General features: G+C 64.0%; 26 protein-coding genes. 12 read left to right on the forward strand and 14 right to left on the reverse strand.

All coding sequences use genetic code 11. From position 1 onward, the window contains the following. The first annotated feature begins 1 nt into the window (after window position 1). On the forward strand, window positions 2-544 hold the full coding sequence (locus AC1DRD_RS02945; protein WP_478040205.1) for an FKBP-type peptidyl-prolyl cis-trans isomerase: 543 nt from the start codon (window positions 2-4) through the stop codon (window positions 542-544). A 73-nt stretch (window positions 545-617) separates the two neighbouring features. Here the strand turns inward: AC1DRD_RS02945 and AC1DRD_RS02950 are convergent, their stop codons facing one another. Beyond that, window positions 618-1814, reverse strand: coding sequence for an MFS transporter (locus AC1DRD_RS02950; protein ID WP_478040207.1), 1197 nt, complete (start codon window positions 1812-1814; stop codon window positions 618-620). A 207-nt stretch (window positions 1815-2021) separates the two neighbouring features. Here AC1DRD_RS02950 and AC1DRD_RS02955 point away from each other — a divergent pair, with 207 nt between their 5' ends. From AC1DRD_RS02955 to AC1DRD_RS02970, 4 genes are read left to right on the forward strand one after another with little or no spacing between them, the layout of a single operon-like run. Then, window positions 2022-3503, forward strand: coding sequence for a cytochrome ubiquinol oxidase subunit I (locus AC1DRD_RS02955; RefSeq protein ID WP_478040209.1), 1482 nt, complete (start codon window positions 2022-2024; stop codon window positions 3501-3503). Beyond that, window positions 3500-4510, forward strand: coding sequence for a cytochrome d ubiquinol oxidase subunit II (gene cydB / locus AC1DRD_RS02960; RefSeq protein WP_478040211.1), 1011 nt, complete (start codon window positions 3500-3502; stop codon window positions 4508-4510). Before AC1DRD_RS02955 ends, cydB begins: the two co-directional genes overlap by 4 nt. After that, window positions 4510-4629 (forward strand): DUF2474 family protein, encoded by a 120-nt coding sequence (locus AC1DRD_RS02965; RefSeq protein WP_478040213.1) that lies wholly within the window; start codon window positions 4510-4512, stop codon window positions 4627-4629. Before cydB ends, AC1DRD_RS02965 begins: the two co-directional genes overlap by 1 nt. Before the next feature lie 49 nt (window positions 4630-4678). Further along, on the forward strand, window positions 4679-4984 hold the full coding sequence (locus AC1DRD_RS02970; RefSeq protein ID WP_478027949.1) for a DUF6916 family protein: 306 nt from the start codon (window positions 4679-4681) through the stop codon (window positions 4982-4984). On the opposite strand, the gene AC1DRD_RS02975 is transcribed toward AC1DRD_RS02970, so the two are convergent. From AC1DRD_RS02975 to AC1DRD_RS02990, 4 genes are read right to left on the reverse strand one after another with little or no spacing between them, the layout of a single operon-like run. Continuing rightward, window positions 4977-5507, reverse strand: a complete 531-nt coding sequence (locus tag AC1DRD_RS02975) for a GNAT family N-acetyltransferase (protein ID WP_478040215.1) — start codon at window positions 5505-5507, stop codon at window positions 4977-4979. The genes AC1DRD_RS02970 and AC1DRD_RS02975 overlap by 8 nt on opposite strands. A gap of 11 nt (window positions 5508-5518) precedes the next feature. After that, entirely contained in the window at window positions 5519-6052 is a 534-nt protein-coding gene (locus AC1DRD_RS02980; protein WP_478040217.1) for a phage tail protein, read from the reverse strand. A gap of 29 nt (window positions 6053-6081) precedes the next feature. Next, window positions 6082-6639, reverse strand: a complete 558-nt coding sequence (locus tag AC1DRD_RS02985) for a phage tail protein (protein WP_478040218.1) — start codon at window positions 6637-6639, stop codon at window positions 6082-6084. 35 nt (window positions 6640-6674) lie between these two features. Then, entirely contained in the window at window positions 6675-7214 is a 540-nt protein-coding gene (locus AC1DRD_RS02990; RefSeq protein ID WP_478040220.1) for a phage tail protein, read from the reverse strand. Between the two features lie 284 nt (window positions 7215-7498). Here AC1DRD_RS02990 and AC1DRD_RS02995 point away from each other — a divergent pair, with 284 nt between their 5' ends. After that, complete coding sequence (locus tag AC1DRD_RS02995; protein WP_478040221.1) at window positions 7499-7666, forward strand: hypothetical protein; 168 nt, start codon at window positions 7499-7501, stop codon at window positions 7664-7666. A gap of 12 nt (window positions 7667-7678) precedes the next feature. Here AC1DRD_RS02995 and AC1DRD_RS03000 read toward each other — a convergent pair whose 3' ends face one another. The 5 genes from AC1DRD_RS03000 to AC1DRD_RS03020 all read right to left on the reverse strand — a co-directional run bounded on the left by AC1DRD_RS03000 (window position 7679) and on the right by AC1DRD_RS03020 (window position 12964). Next, window positions 7679-9586: an asparagine synthase-related protein gene (locus AC1DRD_RS03000; protein ID WP_478040223.1), complete on the reverse strand. Its 1908-nt coding sequence runs from the start codon at window positions 9584-9586 to the stop codon at window positions 7679-7681. 48 nt (window positions 9587-9634) lie between these two features. After that, window positions 9635-9901 carry a PqqD family peptide modification chaperone gene (locus AC1DRD_RS03005; RefSeq protein ID WP_478040225.1) on the reverse strand — a complete coding sequence of 89 codons (267 nt, stop codon included), beginning with the start codon at window positions 9899-9901 and terminating at the stop codon, window positions 9635-9637. A gap of 5 nt (window positions 9902-9906) precedes the next feature. Next, on the reverse strand, window positions 9907-10797 hold the full coding sequence (locus AC1DRD_RS03010; protein WP_478040227.1) for a sulfotransferase domain-containing protein: 891 nt from the start codon (window positions 10795-10797) through the stop codon (window positions 9907-9909). Beyond that, window positions 10794-11717, reverse strand: a complete 924-nt coding sequence (locus AC1DRD_RS03015; protein WP_478040229.1) for a hypothetical protein — start codon at window positions 11715-11717, stop codon at window positions 10794-10796. The genes AC1DRD_RS03010 and AC1DRD_RS03015 overlap by 4 nt, the downstream gene beginning before the upstream one ends. A 92-nt stretch (window positions 11718-11809) precedes the next feature. After that, window positions 11810-12964 (reverse strand): sulfotransferase, encoded by a 1155-nt coding sequence (locus AC1DRD_RS03020; RefSeq protein ID WP_478040230.1) that lies wholly within the window; start codon window positions 12962-12964, stop codon window positions 11810-11812. Window positions 12965-13108: 144 nt separating this feature from the next. Between AC1DRD_RS03020 and AC1DRD_RS03025 the strand changes: the two genes are divergently transcribed. Both AC1DRD_RS03025 and AC1DRD_RS03030 read left to right on the forward strand, forming a co-directional pair. Beyond that, window positions 13109-13675 (forward strand): aspartyl/asparaginyl beta-hydroxylase domain-containing protein, encoded by a 567-nt coding sequence (locus AC1DRD_RS03025; RefSeq protein WP_478040232.1) that lies wholly within the window; start codon window positions 13109-13111, stop codon window positions 13673-13675. Further along, a complete protein-coding gene (locus tag AC1DRD_RS03030; protein ID WP_478040233.1) occupies window positions 13672-14475 on the forward strand; it encodes an FkbM family methyltransferase in 804 nt (267 codons plus the stop codon). Before AC1DRD_RS03025 ends, AC1DRD_RS03030 begins: the two co-directional genes overlap by 4 nt. 3 nt (window positions 14476-14478) lie before the next feature. Here the strand turns inward: AC1DRD_RS03030 and AC1DRD_RS03035 are convergent, their stop codons facing one another. After that, a complete protein-coding gene (locus tag AC1DRD_RS03035) occupies window positions 14479-15477 on the reverse strand; it encodes an NAD-dependent epimerase/dehydratase family protein (RefSeq protein WP_478027968.1) in 999 nt (332 codons plus the stop codon). Between the two features lie 10 nt (window positions 15478-15487). After that, window positions 15488-16735, reverse strand: coding sequence for a nucleotide sugar dehydrogenase (locus tag AC1DRD_RS03040; protein WP_478027970.1), 1248 nt, complete (start codon window positions 16733-16735; stop codon window positions 15488-15490). A 132-nt stretch (window positions 16736-16867) separates the two neighbouring features. On the opposite strand from AC1DRD_RS03040, the gene AC1DRD_RS03045 reads away from it, so the two are divergent. Both AC1DRD_RS03045 and AC1DRD_RS03050 read left to right on the forward strand, forming a co-directional pair. Next, on the forward strand, window positions 16868-17806 hold the full coding sequence (locus AC1DRD_RS03045; RefSeq protein WP_478040235.1) for a M48 family metalloprotease: 939 nt from the start codon (window positions 16868-16870) through the stop codon (window positions 17804-17806). A gap of 92 nt (window positions 17807-17898) precedes the next feature. Further along, complete coding sequence (locus AC1DRD_RS03050; protein WP_478027972.1) at window positions 17899-19197, forward strand: sugar transferase; 1299 nt, start codon at window positions 17899-17901, stop codon at window positions 19195-19197. A gap of 22 nt (window positions 19198-19219) precedes the next feature. On the opposite strand, the gene wecC is transcribed toward AC1DRD_RS03050, so the two are convergent. Continuing rightward, the gene (gene wecC, locus AC1DRD_RS03055) at window positions 19220-20473 is read right to left on the reverse strand and encodes a UDP-N-acetyl-D-mannosamine dehydrogenase (protein WP_478040605.1); all 1254 of its coding nucleotides are present in this window, start codon (window positions 20471-20473) and stop codon (window positions 19220-19222) included. Then, complete coding sequence (wecB, locus tag AC1DRD_RS03060; protein WP_478027974.1) at window positions 20460-21593, reverse strand: non-hydrolyzing UDP-N-acetylglucosamine 2-epimerase; 1134 nt, start codon at window positions 21591-21593, stop codon at window positions 20460-20462. Before wecB ends, wecC begins: the two co-directional genes overlap by 14 nt. 365 nt (window positions 21594-21958) lie before the next feature. Between wecB and AC1DRD_RS03065 the strand changes: the two genes are divergently transcribed. Both AC1DRD_RS03065 and AC1DRD_RS03070 read left to right on the forward strand, forming a co-directional pair. Continuing rightward, entirely contained in the window at window positions 21959-22210 is a 252-nt protein-coding gene (locus tag AC1DRD_RS03065; protein ID WP_478027976.1) for a hypothetical protein, read from the forward strand. A 207-nt stretch (window positions 22211-22417) separates the two neighbouring features. Further along, entirely contained in the window at window positions 22418-23116 is a 699-nt protein-coding gene (locus tag AC1DRD_RS03070) for a class I SAM-dependent methyltransferase (RefSeq protein ID WP_478040237.1), read from the forward strand. Window positions 23117-23141 lie beyond the last annotated feature (25 nt).

The raw sequence follows: 23141 nt of genomic DNA on the forward strand, positions 1-23141 counted from the left end.
CATGGGCCTGAAGGTTGCGGCGGCTTGCCTGATCGGCGCGACGGCGATCACTATCGGCGCCATGCCCGTGCTCGCAAAGAAGGTGCCGGTTGCCAAACGGGCGACAGCCGCCAAGCGGGCTGCTGCCGCCAAGGCGCCGGTGGCCCCGCTCTCGCCCGAGGACGCCTTTCTCGCCAAGAACCGCAAGCTGCGTGGCGTGATCCAGACCGCGTCGGGCATACAATATCGCGTGATCAAGCCGGCGACCGGCGCGCATCCGGCCGATACGGATGTCGCGTTGGTCAATTACGAGGGCAAGCTGGTCGACGGCACGAGTTTCGACAAATCGACCCAGCCGACGCCGATGCCGGTTTCGGGGGTGGTGCCGGGCTTCAGCGAAGCGCTGAAGCTGATGGCCAAGGGCGAGACGCTGCGCGTGTGGATCCCGTCGCGCCTGGCTTATGGCCCTGAGGATCAGCGCGACGAGCAGGGGAAGGTGGTAATTCCCGGCAAGTCGACCCTGGTGTTCGACATCGAACTGATCGACTTCCAGCCGCAATCCTGATCGCGGCAGCAGCCCGAGCCAAGGCTCGGTGAGTGCGCGTTGTTTCCCGGTTTCTTTCCGCAAGACGTGGCGGTCAAGCCTCCACAGGCGCGATGCGCCGAGCCAACACTCGCTGGCCGACAAGCGCGATCGACAAAGCGGCAGTCGCTGCGCCTGCCGACACCAGAAAGCCGCTGCGGGCGCCGAACGCATCGACCACCCAGCCCGACAGGAAAGCGCCGAGCGCCATCCCGATGCCGATGCCCGTCGTCACCCAGGTCACGCCTTCGGTCAGAACTCCCGGTGGAACGCGCCGCTCGACCAGACCGAACGCCGTGATGAAGGTCGGCGAAACCGCAACACCACTCAATAGGATCGCCGCGGCCAGCGTCGGTACGGAATTCGCCAGCAGCAACGGCAATGTCGTGACCAATAGTGCGACCAGCACCACGAGCAGCTGCCTGTGCAGCGGCAGCGTGCGCTTCAATGCGCCGATGACGACCCCGACGACGAATGACCCCGCCGCATACAGGCCGATGACCAGGCTGGCGGCGCCGGGTTGGCCGAGGTCGCGGGTAAGCGCGACGGTGCTAACCTCCGCGGTCGCGAAGATCGCGCCGACGAAGACCAGGATCAGGGTGATGATCTGTACGGGCGGCAAGAAGATCGCGGAAACGTTTCGACCGGAATCGGCGGAGCGCGCCGGCGGTTCGGTGCGCCGTTGCAGGACGAATGCCGTCGTCCCGGCAGCGAGAAGCAGGGTCGAGACCAGGATGCCGGCTTCGGGAAACAGTGCGACGCTCAACCCCACCGACAGCGACGCTCCGGCGATGTAAACCAGCTCGTCGGCCGCCGACTCGAACGCGAAGGCGGTGTTGAGCTCAGGGCGGTCGCGGAACAATTCGGTCCATCGGGCGCGGACCATCGCCGACATGCTGGGCATGACGGCGGCCGGCAATGCAGCGGCGAACAGGGTCCAGGCCGGCCAATTCCGATGCGCGGCGATCATCAGCACGACGAAGGCCAGGACCGATATCGTCGTGGTCGGAACGATCAGGCGGAATTGCCCCAGCCGGTCCACCAGTCGCGAAATCTGCGGTGCGACGGCGGCGTTGGTGAGCGTTGCCGTCGCCGCGACTGCGCCGGCCAGCCAATATTCGCCGCGCAATTCGGACAGCATCGTGACGATGCCGATCGGAACCATGGCCACCGGGAGCCGGGCGATGAACGCGGCCGCGGCGAAGCCCTTCGTTCCGCGAACGCGAAAGATTGCTCCGTAGGGATTGGTCATGGTTGAAATATTCCCATCGGCGGCATCGCTTCCCGAGTCGTTCGAAACCTTCAAGGAGCAGGGAAGAGGCTCGCGTCGTGCGGCGCGAGCCTCCTTTTTCCCCTTCGACTTGATCGGGTTCTTACTATCCCGCGCAGTCGCACCTGCATATCGCGCACTTGCATTGCGATCGATCCGGGAGCATCGGCGGCGGGCAAGGAGGTGGCGATGACTGCCGCTGAGACTGCCTTGCTGCTAGCCCGGATCCAGTTCGGGTTCACCGTCAGCTTTCATTTCATTTTTCCCAGCTTTTCGATCGGTCTGGCGAGTTACCTGATGGTGCTCGAAGGGCTGTGGCTGCGCACGGGAAAGCCGGTCTATCTCGACCTGTTCCGGTTCTGGGTGAAGATCTTCGCGGTCGCGTTCGCCATGGGCGTCGTGTCGGGAATCGTCATGTCCTACCAGTTCGGGACCAACTGGTCGGTGTTTTCCGACAGGGCCGGGCCGGTGATCGGACCGCTGATGGCGTACGAGGTGCTGACCGCCTTCTTCCTCGAAGCCGGCTTCCTGGGTGTGATGCTGTTTGGGATGAAGCGCGTGGGCAAGACGCTGCACTTCGCCGCGACCTGCATGGTCGCGCTCGGCACCTTCATCTCCGCCTTCTGGATCCTCAGCGTCAACAGCTGGATGCAGACGCCGACCGGGTTCGCGATGAATGCGCAAGGGCAGTTCGTCGTTGCCGGATCCTGGGCGGCGGTGATCTTCAACCCGAGCTTTCCATATCGGTTGGTGCATACGGTGATCGCGGCGTATCTGACGACATCGTTGGTAGTGGGAGCGTGCGGGGCCTGGCATTTGCTCAGGGACGCTGCCGGACGCCGCGGCAAAGCCGCGCCGTCGGACGAGCCTGGCGGCTCGCCGGCCGCCGCAGCGAGTCCTGGAGCGACTTCGTCGCTCCAGGCTGCTCGCACCATGTTTAGTATGGCGATGTGGATGGCCGCCTTGGTCGCGCCGGTGCAGATCCTGGCCGGCGACCAGCAGGGTCTCAACACGCTCGAGCACCAGCCGGCCAAGGTGCTGGCGATGGAAGGCGATTTCGATCCGAGCCCGAACGGCGCGCCATTGGTGCTGTTCGGCCTGCCGTCCAACGCCGATGGCAAGGTCCATTACAAGGTCGAGATCCCCTATGCGGGCTCGCTGATCCTGAGGCATGATCCCCATGCGCCGCTGCAGGGGCTGAAGGATTTCCCGCGCGATCAATGGGCGCCGGTGGCGGTGGTGTTCTGGTCGTTCCGGGTGATGGTCGGGCTGGGCCTCGCCATGCTCGGGTTGGGGCTGTGGAGCCTGGTCGCGCGGATGCGGCGCAAGCTGTACGATTGGACGTGGCTCCACCGGGCGGCGCTGGTGATGGGGCCTTCCGGCTTCGTCGCGGTGATAGCGGGCTGGATCACGACCGAGGTCGGGCGCCAGCCCTGGACGATCTATGGCCTGCTCAGGACCAGCCAATCGGCATCGCCATTGGCGACGCCTGCCGTCGCAACCTCGCTGGCGGCGTTCGTCATCGTCTATTTCGCGGTGTTCGGAATCGGCGTCTGGTACATCCTCAAGTTGATGCAGAACGGACCGCAGCCGCACGAACCCGAGATGGCGGAAGCGCCGATCCGGAGCGCCGGGATCACGCCCGCCACTCAGATGGGAGGCGAATCATGACCGTCGATCCCACGCTCGCTTATATCTGGGCGTTCGTCATCGCCTTCGCGGTGTTCATGTACGTTGTAATGGACGGGTTCGACCTCGGCATCGGCATCCTGTTCCCGGCGTTCGGCGTCGGCGAGGAGCGCGATCAGGCAATGAACGCGATCGCGCCGGTATGGGACGGTAACGAGACCTGGCTGGTGCTGGGCGGCGGCGGGCTGATGGCGGCGTTCCCGCTCGCCTTCGCGATCCTGATGCCGGCAATGTACCCGCCGATCATCGCGATGCTGCTCGGCCTGGTGTTTCGCGGTGTCGCGTTCGAGTTCCGCTGGCGCGATCCCCGGCACCGTGCCTTCTGGGATTTCGCGTTCACCGCGGGATCGGTCACCGCGGCGATGGCGCAGGGGATCGTGCTTGGTGCGCTGCTCCAGGGCGTGCAGGTAACTGGCCGCGCTTATGGCGGCAGCTGGCTCGACTGGCTGTCGCCCTTCTCGCTGCTGACCGGCGTCGGGACGGTCGCGGCTTATGCACTGCTCGGCAGTTGTTGGCTGATCTTCAAGACCGAGGGCGGGACGCAGGCGCATGCCTATCGCCTGGCGAAAATCGCCGGAGTCGCGGCGGCGCTGGCGGTGATCGCGGTGAGCGCGGCCACGCCGTTCCTGGAGCATCGCTATTACCAGCGCTGGTTCACCTTTCCGAACGTGCTGGTCGCAGCACAAGTGCCGTTGGTGGTAGCCGTCCTGTCGCTTGCTTTCTGGTGGGCATTGCTCAGGAAGAAGGAATTGCTGCCGTTCCTGCTGACACTCGGTCTCTATCTGCTCTGCTTCATCGGGTTGGGGATCAGCATGTTTCCCGACATCGTGCCCGGATCGGTGTCGATCGTGCAGGCGGCGTCGCCAGCGATCAGCCAGGCCTTCATGCTGATCGGCACCGCGATCATGGTGCCGCTGATCCTGACTTACACCGCCTGGTCCTATTGGGTGTTCCGCGGCAAGGTCGGCGACTCGGCGGGTTATCATTGATGCCTGACGAAGCCGGTCCATTATGGAAACGTCTCGGCTGGATGGCGGCGATCTGGGCGGCTAGCGTCGCGGTACTGGCGGTGGTGGCGATGGCGATTCGTAGTGTTCTGCACGCTTGATCGCCAGTCGCGCTTGGGCCAGTGAAAGCCGGGTAGCGGAGGGGTGACAATGCCGGACGGAATACTGGTTCTCGAGGATTTCGCGCCGCATGTCGGCACAGCCTTCACGCTCCCGGGGAGCGAGGAATCGGCACCGATCGACTTCACGCTGACCGGGGCGACGGCGCTCAGCAACCGCGCTTATCCGGGACAAGTCCGCGCACCGTTCCAGCTGTTTTTCCGGGTCGCGGCGCAGGACGTCTATCCGCAAGGCACGTATCGCCTGACCCATCCAACGATGGGTGAGCACGACATTTTCCTGGTGCCTGCAGCCAGCACCGATGCGGGGGTCGATTATTGCGCGACCTTCAACTGACGCCGTCGGGCGCCCAGTCCATTTCCAGATAGACATCCTCTTCGCGGACCACCGTGAAGCCCAGCCGGTCGTAGAGCGATTTGGCCGGGTTCATCCGTTCGACGAAGATGTCGACGCCCTTGCCCCGCGCGCGGGCATAATCCTGGATCGCGGTGAGCAACGCGGTGCCGATACCGCCGTCGCGGCTGCCAGGCATCAACGCGATGTCGATGACGTGAACGCGCGTCTCGCGTTCGTCGAGATAGAGGCGGCCGATCGGCTTGCCATCGAGCTCGATGATGTCGAACGCGGTGTGCGGGAAATAGGCGTAATAATGTTTACGTTGCGCGCCGAACTGATGAATCAGGAAGCCGCGCTTCTGATCCTCGGTCCATGGTACCAGGGCGAGCTCATCGGCGCGGCTGGCGGCAAAGACCTGCATCAGGAAGGGCAAGTCGGCATCGGTTTCCGGACGCAGCGCGAGGCCCCGGGACAGCAAAGCCTCCGGCAGCACGAATGCCGGAGGCCCTTGGATATCGGTCATGGAAGGCTCGGTCAGTTGCGTGCCGGGAAAACGCCCTGCAGCGCGATGATGAAGCTTACCGCGAGATAGGGCTGCATGTTGTTGTGCGGCAGCGACCCGCCGGCCATCGTGATCGTTTGCGGCGCGAGGTTGAGCCCGCCGGTACCCAGCGCGGCGGCATAAAGCTTGTTGGGCCCCGAATTAGTGAACAATGTGTTGCTCGCCGGCGTTTCGCCGGGGTTCGAGTTGAGGATTACTGCCCCCGAAATAGGATGGGTATGAGCCGGCAAGTTGCCCGTGGTCAGCGTGACGTTGGGCTCGCCCGCCATCTCCCCCAGGGAGACCGGGTCGATACCGGCTCCATTGCCCTGATGCACCGGCGCGCGCCCTTGCATGTTGGGAAGCGCGAAAGTCGTTGTACCATTGCCGCCATAGGTCGTGCCGAGCAGCGAGAACAACGCCGTGTTCTGCGAGATCGCCACGATCTGGCCGTTGCACAGGGCGTAGCCCTTGGGGGCGAAGTTGCCGCCGAACATCTTGATTTCGGCGATGTAGGGTGACGCCATCTCTCATCCTTCCTGAATCAAATTGAGCATCAATTCCGGGAGGGGAAGATCCCCTGCAGCGAGATGATGAACGTTATAACCAGATAGGGCATCATATTGTCGTGCGGCAGGTTGTTGCCCACGTTGCCGATGATACCCGCGAGCATCGGCTTCAGATCGCCTGCGACCGGAGTCTTGGTCGGATCGGTATAAAGCTGTGCCGAATTGCCGCCAACGGCCTGTTTCGGCCGGCACGGCATCAAGTTCGCCGCCGGCGCATCGTTGGTCGGATCGACATTGTTGGCGACCGGCAGGTGCTGGTGCTGCGGCATCGTGTTGGTCGTCAGCGTCACGCTGTTGGTGCCCGACGACTCTCCGATCACGCGGTTGGTCAATCCCGGCCCCTGGCCCTGATTGATCGGAACGCGTCCCTGCAGATTGGGGAGGGCGAACGTGTTGACGCCGTCGCCGCCATAAGTGGTGCCAAGCAGCGAGAACAGCGCGCTGTTCTGCGCGATTGACACGAGCTGGCCGTTGCACATCGCAAAGTTAAGTGGCGCGAAGTTGCCGCCGAACATCTTGATTTCGCCGAGGAAGGGAGTCGACATAATAGCCTCTCAATAGCGACGGTCCGTGGAGCCGATCAGTTGCGCGACGGGTAGATACCGGACATGGCAATGCAGATATTGAGCGCCAGATAGGGCTGCATATTGTTGTGCGGCTGCGAGCCGCCCGCCGGCGGCATGCTGAGCGGGTTGAGATTGACGTAGGACGAATTGGGCGCGTTGAACGCCGCGAAATAATCGACCGCCTGCGCATCGACGTCGTCCGCGAAGACGCCGAGATTGACCGGTATCTTGGTCGCGGCGGCCGTGGTTGCAGCGAACGTGTGATTGTGGGTAGGCATTTCAGTCTGGAGCAGGAGGTGGTTTTCCTCGCCGCCAGACTGTCCCTGGCTCACGGGAGGAAGACCTGCACCCGTTCCCCAATGAATCGGCGTGCGTCCCCGCAAGTCGGGGAGGGCGAAGGTCGTCTGCCCGTTGCCGCCATAAGTTGTGCCGAGGAGCGAGAACAGCGCGGTGTTCTGCGCAATCGACACGATCTGACCGCTACACGTCGCCCAGCCCTTCGGCGCGAAGTTGAATCCGAAGATCCGGATTTCCGCAAGGTATTGGTCCGACATGTTCCGGCCTCTCGCTTTTATTCGGTACGCGGGGGGCAAGCGAGTCGATGCTCTTTCCCCCCGGCGGCATCTGTTACGATCATTAGGGGGCTTTTTCGGGGATTTCTAGCTGACCAAGCAAAAAAATTAGCTCAGGAACGGCAGCGACCTATAAAATTGGTTCAAAATGGTGTGTAATTTCTTTGCCGAAATGTCGTCCGACTTGACCGAACGTCCAGACTCAGCGAAATAAGGATCGATTGATTGCGGCGCGGCCGCATACTGTCATTCGGGGGATTTTCGCGATGTCATCTGTCCACCAAATCTCGTTCCAGCCCGGCGAGGCAACCGAGCGCAAGCGTTGGGAAACGCCGACCGTGATCGTTGGATCGGCCCGGCGCGAGACGCTTTCGAATGCGAATACCGGTGTTCCCGACGGCACCTATGGGGGAACGTCGAGCTACGGCTCGTAACGCCATTCGCCATCATCGATTGCTGCGGTCGAGCCAGGCGAGAAACCGCGCAGTCGTCAGCGCCTTCATTGCGAAGACCAGCCGGATGCGGTCGCTCATCCTTTCTTCGGATGCTCCACGGCGAATCATGGCGGCGACCGCCGGCACGTCGACATATCGCGTTACCGTCTCGTCATCCCGCAATTCGTCCAACGCAGCGAGCATCGCCGGCGTGGCTTGAATGTCCATCGCGATCAGATCGGGCTGCTCTCGGTCGTTGCCCGGCATTCGTGCGATCAGCGCTTTGGGCAGGACATCGGCGAATGCCCTACGCGCGAGCCAACGCTCGCGGCCCTCGCGGAACAACAGCCGGTCTGGCAGTGCGCATCCCAGTTCGACTACGCGCATGTCGTGAAAAGGGCGCGAAAGATCGAGGTCCGCCGTCATCGCGCCATAATTGCTGCCCGCACCATTAACCGATGCGCGACGGCAGGCCTCTAGCCAACGTTCCCGTCCAGTCGGCCCGGGGCGAAAGCCATCGCGCAGCTGGCGAGAATCGACCGCGCCATCGGCAAAGGCGCGCAACGCGAAATCACGCCGCACCCCGCGGCGGCGCCAGGCCGGCACGAAACCGTTGATCCCGCGACGCCACAACATGCGGACCGATTGCGGAACCAGCGCGCCCAATACGTCGCGCCCGATCACCCGGATCGGCGACCAGCCGGTGAAGCGCATCCGCGCGCGGAACTCGCGGGCGAATCGGCCAAGCTCGCCGCCGCGCAGAATAGCGCCGAGCATCGCTTGGTCATAAGCGTTGACCGTATAGTCGCCGCCATGGCCGTCGAGGATGAGCCGCGATCCTGCGCTACGCGCCATTTCGCCGATACGGCGACGGACGATGCTGGGCGGGTGCAAGCGAAAGGTGCGGTCGAAACTGGCCTCGAGATCGTCATAGGCTGTTTCGTTCCCGCGCACGTAGAAATGCAGGTCGAGTCCGGGTCGGCCGCGAAACGCCTCTACCGCCGGGCGAGCGCTGCGCCGCGGGTCGCCTTCCGGCAATACCGAGGCAAGGCAGGTGAGCGTCCAGCCGCGCGCCGCGACTAGAGGGCCCGCGATTGCCGCAATGGTGCCGCTGTCGAAGCCGCCGCTGAACAGCAGCGAGGGCGAGTCGATCAGCCGGCGTAGCCGGCATGCCACGGCTTCTTCGATCGTCGCGCGATAGGCAGCGAGATAGTAAGCGTCGTCACGATCGAGATGTTGGGGCGCTGCCTGGGGCTGCCAATAACGGTTGACCTGCACCGCACCGTCGGGCGCGAGACGCAGTGTGGTGCCGCCGGGCAAAACGTGAATACCGGTGAAGATCAGGTCGCCCTCTATCCGTTCGGTCGACTTCAACAGACGGCGGGCGAGTTCGTCCTCATTGAGTTGACGCGGCACGCCGTCGGCGGCGAACAGCCCAACGAGTTCGGTCGCGAACGCCAGGAAGCCGTCACCGAGGTGATAATGGATGACCCGTTGGCCCATATGATCGCGGCCGAGCAGCAAGGTACGGTTGATCCGGTCCCAGATCGCGAAGGCGAAGTCGCCGAGCAGATGCGCCGCGCAATCATTGCCCCAGCGCCGCCAGGCGGCGAGCAGCATCTCGCTGTCGGGCAAGGCCGAGAGATCACCATCGGCGATGCCCAACTTGGCGGCGAGTTCCTCGCGATTATCGAGCCGGAGGTCGGCTACCAGTATCGCGTCGCGCGCGACGATCGGTTGCGCTTCATGCACGTCCTCACGATTGACGCGCATCAGGCAGTGACCGAGCGCGAGGCGGCCGAACTCGACCGTCTCGACGCCATCGGCGCCACGGTGTCGCATCGCGTTCGCCATGCGTTCGATGCTGCGCGGCGCGACGTCGGCGCCGTCGAACCGGATGATGCCGCAGATTGCGCTCATATGTTGGCCGCCGTCATCGCGACTTCGGTGCGGTCGAAGACGGCGGGCTCATGCGCTTTCGTCGATGCGGACCGCATTGTGTTGGCCGAGCGTGGCGAGGAAGGAGTCAACCTCCGCGCGGCACGTAGCGGCGTCGACGTCATATTCACCGACCAGCGCGTCGCACAGCGATTCGATTGTCTGGGGGGTCTCGATCAATTCCCAGATACGCGCGCCGACCGCCGACAGGCCGATATAATTGCCCTTGGCCGCGCTCATCATCACCAGTTCGTCGCCTACTTTCGCGGCCAGCCAGTCGCCGTCCCGATGGATCATCATTGTCACTCTTTCTCCGCGGTCGACCGGCTATAACCCAGTCGGTTCATCATGATGCCATGATCGCGTTCGATTCGGGCGATTTGATCGTGCGTCAGGTCGTCGCGCCACCCGCCGGCGATGCCGCGGCGGAAGAAACTCTGCGCCTTGCGCGGAGCCTCGCGAAAGCCGCTTTCGGCCTCTTGGCGCTGCAATTCGTCGATCGAGGCAAACGCGATCGCGCGCTCGAGTCGTACCGGATCGGGTTCGACACCGGCGAAACGCAATGCGGCGAGCGCGGTCGCCGCGGTATCGGCGAGCATGTCTTCGTACCGGACCAGGTGGACCGGGATGTCGTGCTGGTCGAGCCAGCTTTCGGCGAACCCGCTCCAGCCGAGCAGGCGCTGGCGGAACTGGCGGTCGAGCCGGTCGGTGGCCGAGGCGAAGCAGAAATCGCGGTCGCCCATGCGGTCGATAGCGACGTCCACCGAACAATGCATGTGATTGGCGAACGACGTCGCGACGTCGCGCGGATCACGGACGAACAGGATCGTGCCGGCCGCGCCGCGCGCACCGGCCATGATCGGCTCGCCCCGATCGGTCAGCGTATAGGCGTCATGCGTCTTGACGAAGCGGACCGGGAAACACGGACTATCGGGATCCGCCAGCGTTTCGCCCGCGGCGGCATAGGCATAAGCGGTGGGGCGCAGCCGGTCGATCTCCTCGCTGGTCAGCAGCGCCGAATCGATCAGCGTCTGCTGGTCGAATGGGTTGCGCCCGCTGGCGATCGAATCGGTGCTGTCGATCACGTTGATGTCGACCGGCGTGTCGCGTTTCGACCACAAATTCGCGACCAGAATGCGGAACCAGGTGTTGCCCGACTTCGGATAGGAAGCCAGCCAGATCGTCGGGATCACGGTGCCGCATCCCCCAGTCCGATATCGGCCCAGTGCGTCCGCAGCATCGCGATCGTCGCCGGCATCTCATCGAACCCGAATTGCCGCTTCAGCCGGAAAATGCCCGAGGTCGCGGCGAGGGCGGCGGCGGCACGGAAATAGATTTCCCGCTGATCCAGCCGATGGACGAGCAACGGCCGATAGGCGTTGGCGACGAGCAACCTGGTCGCATCGACGATGTTGGGCCGTTCGATATCCGGCTCTTGCTGCCCGCGTATCTCCAGCAGCGCATAGACCGCGCCGATCGGCACCGCGGCATCGCTGGCGGTCACGGGTTCGACATAGAATTTGCGCAGTCGATTGCGCATCGGATCGCCGCGCCGATCGCCGAGGCCAAGCTCGTTGATGCTCTTTTCCCAAAGCCGAAGTTGACGGCCATCGGCCTGGATTCGGGGAATGCCGTCATTGCCGATCTCGATCGCGCATTGGTCGTCGGCGACGAGTGAATAGCCCTGTTCGCCGAGCGCCGCAGCCAAGGTCGACTTGCCCGCGCCGGACTGTCCGCAAAACAGCACTGCCTTGCCGCCGACCAGCACCGCACTGGCATGGAGCACGATATGATTGCGCTGGTGGAGGAGTACGCCGAACACGCTGCCCGAAAGGAATACCGCGACGTCTTGCAGTTCGGCGTCACCCTCCACTTCGAAGGCGATCGAATGCCCCCCTTCGAGTAGAAAACGCGCGACATGCGGGATATGCATCAGGAACTGCTCGTCGGCACGCTGCCAGGTCGGACCGATCGCGCTCGCGCCATCGAGTGACTTGGGTACGGCTGCGCGGCGAATCGTCACGTCAGGGGTGCCGTCCGGGTCGCCCGGAATCAGACCGGGAAGGTCTACTTCACTGGCGACTTCGAGCCCCGATACGCGATACGAATACATCGCATCCCCCCCGCGATTGCGGACCGGGCATACGAAGGACCGGGAAGCCGTTCAAGGCGTTAAAGTCGTCCTCAGCTTTGCTGCAAGCGAGTCTAGCGGCGGGCCGCCAATGCCGTCAGTTCCCGATGCACGCCGTCGAGATGGGCCGTGACTGCGGCGCGAACTACGTCACCGGCGCTACGGCGTTTGTCATCGGCATCGGGCTCGAAAGCGAAACTCGGCGTCTTGGCATCCCACGTCGCCGCCGCGCGTATGGCGGCGAGAGCATCAGCGTCGGGCGCGATCCCGAAATGAGGCAGGATCCGCCGTTCGACGGCGTCGGGCAGGTCGGCATAATCGACGAACAGCCCCCCACCGATTTCGGCATGGTCGACCGCCGCCTGTGTCACCCGATTGAGCACGCGGGCAATATAATCCTCAGTCGACAGGCCGAGTGGCTCGGGGATCGCAAAGACCGGGTCGAGCTCGGTGCCAGGCACCGTCTGCGATCCGCGGATGCGCATTTGCGATACCATCACCTCGGTGGGATCGCGGAACAGGAATACCCACGGCGTGTCGGGAAAGGCGGCGCGGAACAGCGGCAGCGCCAGGCTGTGCCAGCTGTCGGTCTTGATGACGTAGTGACGGCGATTGCCGAAGCGATCGCGGCCGAGCGCGGCGGCCATGCCGCGCAACAGCGCGACGCGTTGTTCGAGCGGAGCCTCGGGATGGCTGTGCGTCATTTGCACGATCGCATCCAGCGGCGGGGCCTCCGACACCACGATGCCGTCCGCCATCGCCGCGAGCATCTGCGACACCAGGGTGGAGCCACAACGCGACATGTGGAAGATCAGGCCATCGGGTGCCGTCGCAGCGTCCGCCGGAGCCAGTTTGCCGAGAATGCCAAGGGGGGGGCAGACTTTGAGCAGCGCGTTGATCGGCCGGCGCTTGGCACGACGCAGCGAGTCCTCGAAGAATGACTCGTGGAGCGGGGCGTCCCCGAAATGGACCCAGTCGATTGCGAGCTGACCGGGTGCGGGGACGAGTGCGGCGGGTAGCCAGTTGCGGCCGGGCCAATCAGCCGTCGTTATTTGCTGCCCGGTAAAGCGCTCGATTCCCAACGGATCGCGCTTGCTGCCGGCAAGGATCGCCTCGGGCGTGATCGTGATGCCTCTGCCTGCCGCGACGCTGGCAGCCGCCACCGCAAAGGCATCGGCGCCGAGGATCAATGCCAGTCGGTCGGCGAGCGCTTCGTCGGCCAGAATCATCGCTCGGAGGCGGGCTAGGGCGTCGGGATCGGACATCGGGCGCTTGGCAATCGGATGGGAGGAGGAATAGGGTCGATACCGGCCGCCCGGGAACACGCGGCCGAGGGGAGCCTTATCCTGACCGAATGGACGCAACAACCGGCCTTGACGCTGCCCGACCGCGCCCAGTTGGCACTGGCGTTCGATCCGGCGCGGTTGCAGGCCGATCTGGCGGCGGTCGAGGCGATGACCTGGACCGACCATTTCGTCCGGCAGAATTACGAGGGCCAATGGGACGTCCTGCCGCTCAGGCATCAGGCAGGGGCAACGCATCCCATCATGCAGGCTTATACCCCGCCCGAGGCGACCGACTTCGTCGATGCCGCCATCCTGGACCGGACGCCCTATTTCCGTAACGTACTGACAGCGATTCCCTGCCCGCTGAAAGCGGTCCGGCTGATGCGCCTCACACCGGGATCGAGGATCAAGGAGCATGCGGACCACGACCTTGCCGCCGATTGGGGCCAGGCACGGTTGCATATCCCGGTCACGACCAACCCCGGCGTTACGTTCCTGCTCAACCGCGTGCACGTTGCGATGGCGCCCGGCGAGGCCTGGTATCTGCGTTTGTCCGATCCGCACGCGGTGACCAATGACGGCGAAACCGACCGCGTCCATCTGGTGATCGACTGCGCGACGAACGATTGGCTGATCGAGCAGATCGCGGCGTGACGCGGCACCGCTTCGACCGGCTGCGGCTGATCCAGATACAGATCAACGAGCGGCCGCGGCTGCGCGAATGGCTGACGCGGTTGCGCCACGGTGCGCGCGACGTGGATGTCGTGCTGTTCAAGCGCAAGCTCAGGATCAACGCGTTGCGCGAGAATGGCTATTACCGCGCCGCGCGGCTGGCGCATGCCAACAGCCTGTTACGCGATGAGACATTGGTGATGCAGCGGGTCAGCATGATGCTGGGCGACGGTGTCACCTTTGTCGATGTCGGCGCCAATATCGGCATTTTCTCTGCGGTCATTGCCGATGCGCAGCGACTGTTCCGCGATTTTCGCGTGGTCGCCTTCGAGGCCGACCCTGCGACGTTCGCGCGGCTCGCGGTCAATGCCGAACGCTTCGGGTTCGACGCGATCAACGTTGCCCTGGCCGCCGAAGCGGGCGAACTCGACTTCGCGACCGGCGCGGTGTCGGGGATCGCGACGCGCCGCGACCGTGCGGGCCGCGCGCATATCGCCGGGCGCGGCTTCGCCGTTGCGGCACGGCGGCTGGACAGTTTCGACCTGCCAGGCAAGTTGGTGATCAAGATCGACGTCGAGCAAATGGAGCTGGAGGTGCTCGAAGGCGCCCGCGGACTGTTCGAGGCGGGGCGAGTCGCGGCCGTCTATCTCGACGAGTTCGACGACAAGGCGGCGGTGCTCGATTTCCTCTCCGGATATGGATTCGACCTGATGGCACCATCGCGCCTTAACGCGTTCGCCCCCCGCTGCCGCGCGCTGTTCGCCATCCGCCGCGAGGGCTGATCGTCAGACCCCGTGATATTCGCGGTACCATGACACGAAATTGGGTACGCCAACCTCGATCGGCGTCGCCGGGCTGAACCCCAAATCGCGTTCGATCGCGCTGATATCGGCATAGGTGGCGGGGACGTCGCCGGGCTGCATCGGCTGATAGTCGCGGATCGCCTTCACCCCGCAGGCATTCTCGATCAGGTCGATCATCTTGCCGAGCTCTTCGGAGCGATGGTTGCCGATATTGTAGATGGCGTGCGGGGTGCGGCTGCCACCGGCCTTTTCCTCGCCATCGTCCTTGGGCGCCGAATCGAGGCACGACACCACGCCGGTGACGATGTCGTCGATATAGGTGAAGTCGCGGCGCATATCGCCATTGTTGAACACCGGAATCGGGCGGCCTTCGAGGATCGCCTTGGTGAAGATCCACATCGCCATGTCGGGGCGGCCCCAGGGGCCATAGACGGTGAAGAAGCGCAGGCCGGTCTGCGGCAACCGGTAGAGGCTGGCATAGGTCTCGCTCATCAGCTCGTCGGCCTTCTTGGTCGCGGCATAGAGCGACAGCGGATGGTCGACGCGGTCCTCGACCCGGAAGGGGAGTTGGTCGTTGCCGCCATAGACTGACGAGGACGAGGCGTAGACGAGGTGCTGGAGCTTTCGATGCCGCGCGATCTCCATCACGTTGAGATGCCCGACCAGGTTCGACTGGACATAGGCGCGGGGGTTGTCGATTGAATAACGGACGCCCGCTTGTGCGCCCAGGTGGACGATGCGGTCGAACTCCTTGCTCGCCAGCGACGCCTCGAGCGCTTCGTGATCGGCGAAGTCCACCTGGATGAACTCGAACCGGTTGGTATTGAGCCCGTGGATCAGCGCGATGCGGTCACGCTTGAGGTCGACCGAATAATAATCGTTGAGGTTGTCGATGCCGATCACGATGTCGCCGCGGTCGAGCAATCGCCGGATCACCCAACTGCCGATGAATCCGGCCGCGCCGGTCACGAGTACGCGCATCAAATTACTCCTAAAGCGTCCAGCGCGCTGTGCCGGTCATTTCGGGAACGCCATTCTTGATATCGGCGAACAGACCGCCTGGGGCGACCAGTCGAGCCAATCCGCCGTCCATGTCGAGATAGGCCTGGTGCGGCACCGCGAGCACGACGAGGTCATAGCTGCGACTCAGCGCGTCGCCGTCGAGCGTGATGCCATATTCGTGCGTCGCCTCGGCGGGGTCGGCCATCGGGTCGTGGACGGTGACGTCATGACCGTGCGCATCGAGCGCAGTCACCAGTTCGGCGACCTTGGAGTTGCGCAGATCGGGGACATTTTCCTTGAAGGTCAGGCCAAGCACCAAGGCCGAACCCGTCTTGCCGGCGCGAGCGTGAATTTGCCCGGCGATCCAGCTCGACATGCCGTCATTGGTGCCGCGCCCCGCCAGGATGACGCGCGGATCGTGGCCGACCTCTTCCGCCAGGTGGCTGAGATAATAGGGGTCGACGCCGATACAGTGACCGCCGACCAGCCCGGGCTGAAAGGGCAGGAAATTCCACTTGGTTTGTGCTGCGGCCAGCACGTCCCATACCGACAGATCGATCGCGCCGAAGATTCGCGCGATCTCGTTCATGAAGGCGATGTTGATGTCGCGCTGCGCGTTCTCGATCGCCTTGGCGGCCTCGGCGGCCTTGATCGACGCGGCGCGGAACACGCCGGCCGAGGTGACCTTGCCGTAGATCGCCTCAAGCCGGTCGGTAGTCGCCTCGTCCTCGCCGGCGATGACCTTGACGATACGGTCGACGGTATGTTCGCGGTCGCCGGGATTGATCCGCTCGGGCGAATAACCGAGCGTGAAGTCGCGGCCGCGCGCGAGGCCGGAGACCTTTTCAATCTCCGGTCCGCAAATCTGTTCGGTGACGCCGGGATAAACAGTGCTCTCGTAAATGATCGTCGGGCGTTCGGCGGCGTCGATCATCCTGGCGACCATCCGCGTCGCGCCCATCACCGCGCCGAGATCGGGACGTTTGTTGGCGTCGATCGGGGTGGGGACGGTGACGATATAGGCGCTCGCCGCGGGGCAGGCCGATGGGTCGGACGTGTAATTGAGGGTTGAGGCGCCGAGCGTGGCCTGGTCGATTTCGCCGGTCCGGTCATGGCCTTGAGTCAGCTCGGCGATGCGGCCGGCGTCGATGTCGACGCCCCAGACTTCGAAATGGCGGGCGAGCGCGATGGCCAAAGGCAGGCCGACATACCCCAGGCCGACGACGACAAGCTTCACACGCGCTCCTTCGTAACGCCGGATCGGATGGGCGCGCCCGGCACCCGCCTCCCCCGGACCACCGGCCCTTAGCGGCGAAGCCGACAACGGCCAAGCTGGCTTGACTCCCGCGTCTCGGCTAGCGACCCGAGGATGATCAAGTCGTTAAGGCCATTGCTTGCTTTTGCCCTGATCGCCGCCGGGCCGTCCGCCGACGACCAGGCGACCCTGGTCGTCCGTGCCTTACTGCAGCAGGACGTAGCGGTGGCGACGATCGGCTATCGGTTGGCGACCGCCAATGTCGATCTGTGCGTCGAGCACATGGTCGAGAGCGGCATGCTGATCGAGACTTTGGGTCAGTATGGCGCGACGTTCCGGCCCGCCGCACGACAGGTGCTGGGGCTGAGCGATGGCCCGACCGTCGCGCTGGTCGTGGCGGGATCACCCGCCGAGCGCGCTGGGCTCAAGCCGGGAGACGTGCTCGTCGATGCCGACGGCGTGCCGTTCGCGGCGGCACCGCCTAGCTCGGCCGACGGGCGATTCGCTGGCGTCGAGGCGGCGATGACCGCGCTCGATACGGCGCTGGCCGACGGCAAAGCGCGGCTGACGATCGTGCGCAATGGGCAGCGGATGACGGTCGACCTGATCGGCGTCGCGGCCTGCAAGGCACGGTTTCAATTGGTGCCGGGCGACTATGCCGATGCCGTGGCGAACGGCACATGGGTGCAATTGTCGACGCGGATGGCGGGGTTCGCAAAGACACCCGACGAACTGGCTGCGATCCTCGCGCATGAACTCGCACACAACGCCCTCGGACATCGCAAGGCCAGGGCGAAAGTCCAGCGTTTGCAAGAGCTTCAGGCCGACCGGCTGATGCCCTATCTAATGGCGCGGGCGGGGTTCGATCCCGGTGCGGCTGTCGTGCTGTGGCGACGATTTCAGGCGCAGCGGCTGGGCGGCTTGTTTCCGAGTGTGACGCACCCTTCATGGTCGGACCGCGTGCGCGCAGTCGAAATCGAACGCGCGCGGATCACCGGCCTGGTGTCCCGAGGCGATACGATCGTTCCACCGGACGATTTGAAGTCGCGATGAATGTTGCGCCAGATCAATAGACTCGGGCCGCTGTCTGGGTGTAACGCGCTGTAACAACCGTGCCGCAGCGACTTTAAGGGGAATTTGGTCACATGCTGATGAGCCGGGCCAAGGCAGCGACGCGCCCGCGATCGAGCATCTTCGAGTCCTTCCGCGTCGAAGCTTTCGCGGTGCTGGTGCTCGCCGTGCTCGTGCCCAGCATGCTGATCAGCCGTCCGATCCTGCTCGACAATCCCAATGCGGCAACGCTGGTGGGGGGAGTCGACAATGTCATTCTCGGCGCGGCGATCGGCGCCATCCTCGGGCTGTTCCTGTTGCGTCGGGTGACCGCGTTCCCCGGGTCACGCGTGTTCAGCTATATCATTCCGACTTATGCGACGTCGTATGGGCTGGTGTTCGCGGCCTTCTTCTTTCTCCGACTCGACTATAGCCGCGCCTACCTAGGTACTTCCGCCGCGCTGGCGGCGGTAACCTCCTACACGATCCATTTCTATCTGCTGCGCGCCACGACCAAACCCTTTTACATCGTCCCGTTCGGCAAGACCTCGGCGCTGACCGAATTGCCCAATGTCGAATGGATTCCGCTGACCGAGCCGGTCATGCCGCCGGGGCGCGAGACGGTGATCGTCGCCGATCTGCGGTACGACCATGACGACGATTGGGAACGCATGCTCGCCGAGGCCGCGGTCAACGGCCATCCTGTCTATCACGTCAAGCAGATCCGCGAATCACTGACCGGGCGCGTATCGATCGAGCATCTGTCGGAAAACAGCTTCGGGTCGCTGCTCCCCAATCTCGCCTATCGCAAGATGAAGCGGGGTTTCGATCTGTTGCTGACGCTCGTCGCCCTCCCGGTCCTGATCGTGCCGATGCTGTTGATCGCGTTGCTGGTGAAGATCGACTCGAAGGGGCCGGTGCTCTTCAAACAGGAACGAATGGGCTATCGTGGCCGGCCGTTCATGGTGTGGAAGTTCCGCACGATGCGTGAATGCACGCCCGAGGAAGCGGCGCGCGACGGCTTCATCACCACCGATGACGATCAGCGCGTGACCCGCCTGGGTCGCTTCCTGCGCCGGACGCGGATCGACGAGCTGCCGCAGATGTGGAACATCATCAAGGGCGAGATGAGCTGGATCGGCCCGCGCCCCGAAGCCGTAGCGCTATCGACCTGGTACGAGCAGGAAATCCCGTTCTATTCATATCGCCACATCGTGCGGCCGGGGATCAGCGGCTGGGCGCAGGTCAACCAGGGGCATGTCGCCGACCTTGCCTCGGTCCATTACAAGCTCAATTACGACTTCTTCTACATCAAGCATTTTTCGGGCTGGCTCGACCTGCTGATCCTGTTGAAGACCGTCGGGACCGTGGTCAGCGGGTTCGGGGCGAAATAGCCGCCGCTAGCGAGTACAGACCCTAGGCCGGCCAGAGCCCGCGCGTGTCGTAGATCGCCTTGCCTGCCCGCCGGCTGGCGGCGACCCCACGGAATTCATGATGATCGACCAGCACGACGAGCACCTCGCAGTCGTCGAGTGCCTGGTCGAGCGTCACCTTGGTCGCACCGGTGCCGTCGAACGCCGGCGGCAGTGCGTCGACATGCGGCTCGACGACGCGGACGCGGTCGCCATATTTCTTTGCCAGTTCGATCGCGATTTCGAGCGCGGGGCTTTCGCGCAGATCGTCGATATTGGCTTTGAACGACAGGCCTAGACACGCGATCGCGGCGTCCGGATGCGCGTCCGCGAGTGCCGCCGTGCGCGCGAAGACGTAATGCGCCTTGCCGTCATTGACCTCGCGCGCGGTGCGGATCAGCCGAGCATTCTCAGGGTCGCTATCGACGATGAACCAGGGATCGACCGCGATGCAATGCCCGCCGACACCGGGGCCGGGCTGGAGGATGTTGACGCGGGGATGGCGATTGGCCAGCCGGATGACTTCCCAGACGTCGAGGTCGAGCGTGTCGCAGACGATCGACAATTCGTTGGCGAACGCGATGTTGACGTCGCGGAACGAGTTTTCGACCAATTTGCACATTTCCGCGGCGCGCGCGGTGGTCGCGATACACTCGCCGGCGACGAAGCCCTTGTAGAAGTCCACCGCGCGTTCGGCACAAATGGCGCTGAGGCCGCCGATCGACCGGTCGTTGCTGACCAGTTCCTCGAGGATCTTTCCGGGCAGCACGCGTTCGGGGCAATAAGCGACGCAGACGTCGGTCGCTGCATCGCCACCGTCGGGGAAGCTGAGATCGGGGCGCGCTTCCTTGAGCACGTCGCGCACCGCCTCAGTGGTGCCGACCGGGCACGTCGATTCGACGATCACCAGGCTGCCCTTGCGCACTGCCGGGGCGATCGAACGGGTCGCCGCGAGGACATATTTGATGTCGGGTGCATGATTGTCGGTGAACGGCGTCGGCACCGCGATCACGAACACGTCGCTGGGTTCTGGCGCGAGCGCCGCGCGCAGCGAGCCGCTGGCGACCATCTCGTGCACCAAAGATTCTAGATTGGCTTCCTCGATATGGATGCGGCCGGCATTGATCGTCTCGACGACATGCGGGCTGATATCGATGCCGAGCACCGACGCGCCGCTGCGCGCGATCACCGCGGCAGTGGGCAGGCCGATATAGCCGAGACCGACGACGCAGACTGTCGCCACGTCAGGCGGCCGAATCGAGGATGATGCGGGCGATCCGCTCGCTGCTTTTGCCATCCCCGAACGGGTTGTGGGCGCGGGCCATTGCTTCATAGGCGGCCTTATCGTCCAAAAGGCGTGAAGCTTCGGTAACGATGACTTCCTCATCATTGCCGACCAATTTGGCGGTGCCGGCGGCGACACCTTCCGGCCGCTCGGTCGTCTCGCGCATCACCAGCACCGGCTTCGCGAGCGCCGGCGCTTCTTCCTGTACGCCCCCGCTGTCGGTCATCACGAAATGGCACAGCGACAGCAGGCGGACGAAATTGGGATAATCGAGCGGGTCGATCATCGCCACGTTGTCGATGCCTCCAAGCACCTCGGCCATCGGTGCGCGGACATTGGGATTGGGATGGACCGGGAAGATCACCGCGACGTCCGGGCGATCGGCGATTCGGCGGACCGCCTGGGCCACCGATTTCAGCCCATCGCCGAAATTTTCCCGTCGGTGTGTCGTTACGGCAACTATGCGTTTGCCGGCAAAGCGCGCGGCGATCGGCGCGATCGTCGAAGCAAGCGCGGGATCCGAATCGACTCGCGCGCGCGTCTCGATCAATGCGTCGATCACGGTGTTGCCGGTGACATGGATCCGCTCGGCCGGAACATTTTCGGCGAGCAAGGCGTCGCGTGAGGTTTCGGTGGGCGCAAAATGCAGGTCGGCGATCGCGCCTACGACCTTGCGATTCACCTCTTCGGGCCAGGGGTGATAGATGTTGCCGCTGCGCAAGCCGGCCTCGACATGGCCGACCGGGATCTTGCGATAATAAGCGGTCAGCGCGCCGATCATTGCTGTCGCGGTGTCGCCCTGGACGATGACGCGGTCGGGCCGGTCGGCGTCCATGACCTTGCCCAGCTCGGTCAGCAGTCGCGCGCTGAGCGTGTCGAGCGACTGGTTGGGCAGCATCAGGTCGAGATCGTGTTCGGGCGTAATGCGCGCTATCTCAAGGACCTGGTCGAGCATCTCGCGGTGCTGTCCGGTGACGCACACGCGCACCTCGGCATCGGTGCGGCGAAGCGCATGGACCAAGGGAAAGAGCTTGATCGCTTCGGGGCGCGTCCCGAAGACCACGAGGATACGGGGACGAGCGGCAGAAGGCATGAACGCCCTTTCCCGGATTGGGTGACGCCAGACAAGCCCCATTCGTTTGGTGTGCCTATGGCGCCACAGTGATACGGATCATCAAGAGGAAGCGGCGATCCGTCCCGATTGCGCCAAAAAATCCTGGCCTATCGTCATCAAAATTTAACCGTTCGGGGTGAAGGCGGTGCATAGAAGCCACAGTCGGATAAAAAGGCTTTCGCAACGCAACGAATCCCGCCTATCGACGTTTGCGGAGTGTTGGCGGTGAGGCCGAATTGGGGCTGGGAACGATCCCGGAACGATCGGCACTATGGTTGACAGTTGGCGCGTTTGTGTGGCAAGCGCGTTGAGAAATTGGAACAGATAACCAAGGGAGTTTGCTAATGGTGCTGTTTAAGTCCGCTGTTGCGGCGCTCGCGTCGGTGGCGCTCGCGGCGACCCCGGCGCTGGCTCAGGCTGCGCCCGCCAAGGGTACGGTCATGGCCAAGGTCAGCACCGTGCGCGCTGGCGCCGATGCCAAGGATGCCAATCACCTCAATGGCAGCGGCACCATCGTTGCGGTCCTCGCGGTGATTGCCATCATCGGCGGCATCGTTGCCGCCACCTCGGGTAGCTCGAAGCCGAAGAGCCCGTGATCGGTTTCTAACCGGATATTGCGGGGCGCGGAGTTTTTCGGACTTCGCGCCCTTCTTATTTGTGCTGAACTTCCCGGACGGCGGTGCGCCGAGCCGGGTTTTTTAGTGCGCTGAGCCGACCATCGCGTGGTGCATCCAGGGTCCTGCCACGCTAGGCCCATACCGACACGTGCCCGAAGGACCCGGGCGATTGCCAAGGAAGCGACAGTGGCCGACGGATCCGAAACCGCCATCAGCTGGCACGATTCGATCGCGCCTGCATTTCGCGACGGGTATGTCCGGTCGCGCGGCTTTCGCGATCGCCTGCGCGCCTGGGGCACGCTCATTGAACGTTATGCCCGGCCAGGCGACCAAGTGGTCGATGCGGGGTGCGGGGCCGGCACCTTGTCGTTCGAGGCGGCTAGGATCGCCGCTTATGTCGACGGCATCGATGGCGCGGAACGGATGATCGACCTGGCGCGCGCTGGTGCCGACGAGCGGGGGATCACGAATGTGTCGTTCCAGGTGGCGTTGTTCGAAACATTGTCCGATCGCGCGGGGCGATATGATTTGGCATTGTGTTCCAGCGTGCTCGAATATCTCCCCGACCTCGCGACCGAGATAGCTCGACTGGCGGCCTTGCTCCGCCCGGGCGGTCGACTGATCTTGTCGCTGCCCAACGGACGGTCGCACTATCGCCGATTCGAAGCGCTTGCCTGGCGACTGACCGGGCGGCCGCGTTACTATCGGCATGTCTGCCATGTTCCGGCCTCGACCGAGGTCCGCGAGATCCTGCGAGGCCTCGGCCTTAATGTGCTGGAGACGGTCTATTACGCCGATCCGCCATTGCCGCGTTTCGTCAACCGTCTGGCCGGCGGTCCACGCTATCGCAAGACCATGTTCGCGATGGTCGCAGCGCGCGATTGATCGACCGGGTTAAACCTCGGGACGA

The sequence above is a fragment of the Sphingomonas sp. P4_G2 genome (assembly GCF_056401155.1).

Excerpts from the sequence above, each read along its gene's own strand:
- AC1DRD_RS02945 (WP_478040205.1), top strand. The coding sequence starts at position 2 with ATGGGCCTGAAGGTTGCGGCGGCTTGCCTGATCGGCGCGACGGCGATC.
- AC1DRD_RS02950 (WP_478040207.1), bottom strand. The coding sequence starts at position 1,814 with ATGACCAATCCCTACGGAGCAATCTTTCGCGTTCGCGGAACGAAGGGC.
- AC1DRD_RS02955 (WP_478040209.1), top strand. The coding sequence starts at position 2,022 with ATGACTGCCGCTGAGACTGCCTTGCTGCTAGCCCGGATCCAGTTCGGG.
- cydB (WP_478040211.1), top strand. The coding sequence starts at position 3,500 with ATGACCGTCGATCCCACGCTCGCTTATATCTGGGCGTTCGTCATCGCC.
- AC1DRD_RS02965 (WP_478040213.1), top strand. The coding sequence starts at position 4,510 with ATGCCTGACGAAGCCGGTCCATTATGGAAACGTCTCGGCTGGATGGCG.
- AC1DRD_RS02970 (WP_478027949.1), top strand. The coding sequence starts at position 4,679 with ATGCCGGACGGAATACTGGTTCTCGAGGATTTCGCGCCGCATGTCGGC.
- AC1DRD_RS02975 (WP_478040215.1), bottom strand. The coding sequence starts at position 5,507 with ATGACCGATATCCAAGGGCCTCCGGCATTCGTGCTGCCGGAGGCTTTG.
- AC1DRD_RS02980 (WP_478040217.1), bottom strand. The coding sequence starts at position 6,052 with ATGGCGTCACCCTACATCGCCGAAATCAAGATGTTCGGCGGCAACTTC.
- AC1DRD_RS02985 (WP_478040218.1), bottom strand. The coding sequence starts at position 6,639 with ATGTCGACTCCCTTCCTCGGCGAAATCAAGATGTTCGGCGGCAACTTC.
- AC1DRD_RS02990 (WP_478040220.1), bottom strand. The coding sequence starts at position 7,214 with ATGTCGGACCAATACCTTGCGGAAATCCGGATCTTCGGATTCAACTTC.
- AC1DRD_RS02995 (WP_478040221.1), top strand. The coding sequence starts at position 7,499 with ATGTCATCTGTCCACCAAATCTCGTTCCAGCCCGGCGAGGCAACCGAG.
- AC1DRD_RS03000 (WP_478040223.1), bottom strand. The coding sequence starts at position 9,586 with ATGAGCGCAATCTGCGGCATCATCCGGTTCGACGGCGCCGACGTCGCG.
- AC1DRD_RS03005 (WP_478040225.1), bottom strand. The coding sequence starts at position 9,901 with ATGATCCATCGGGACGGCGACTGGCTGGCCGCGAAAGTAGGCGACGAA.
- AC1DRD_RS03015 (WP_478040229.1), bottom strand. The coding sequence starts at position 11,717 with ATGTATTCGTATCGCGTATCGGGGCTCGAAGTCGCCAGTGAAGTAGAC.
- AC1DRD_RS03020 (WP_478040230.1), bottom strand. The coding sequence starts at position 12,964 with ATGATTCTGGCCGACGAAGCGCTCGCCGACCGACTGGCATTGATCCTC.
- AC1DRD_RS03035 (WP_478027968.1), bottom strand. The coding sequence starts at position 15,477 with ATGCGCGTACTCGTGACCGGCGCGGCCGGATTCATCGGCAGTTGGGTG.
- AC1DRD_RS03045 (WP_478040235.1), top strand. The coding sequence starts at position 16,868 with ATGATCAAGTCGTTAAGGCCATTGCTTGCTTTTGCCCTGATCGCCGCC.
- AC1DRD_RS03050 (WP_478027972.1), top strand. The coding sequence starts at position 17,899 with ATGCTGATGAGCCGGGCCAAGGCAGCGACGCGCCCGCGATCGAGCATC.
- wecB (WP_478027974.1), bottom strand. The coding sequence starts at position 21,593 with ATGCCTTCTGCCGCTCGTCCCCGTATCCTCGTGGTCTTCGGGACGCGC.
- AC1DRD_RS03065 (WP_478027976.1), top strand. The coding sequence starts at position 21,959 with ATGGTGCTGTTTAAGTCCGCTGTTGCGGCGCTCGCGTCGGTGGCGCTC.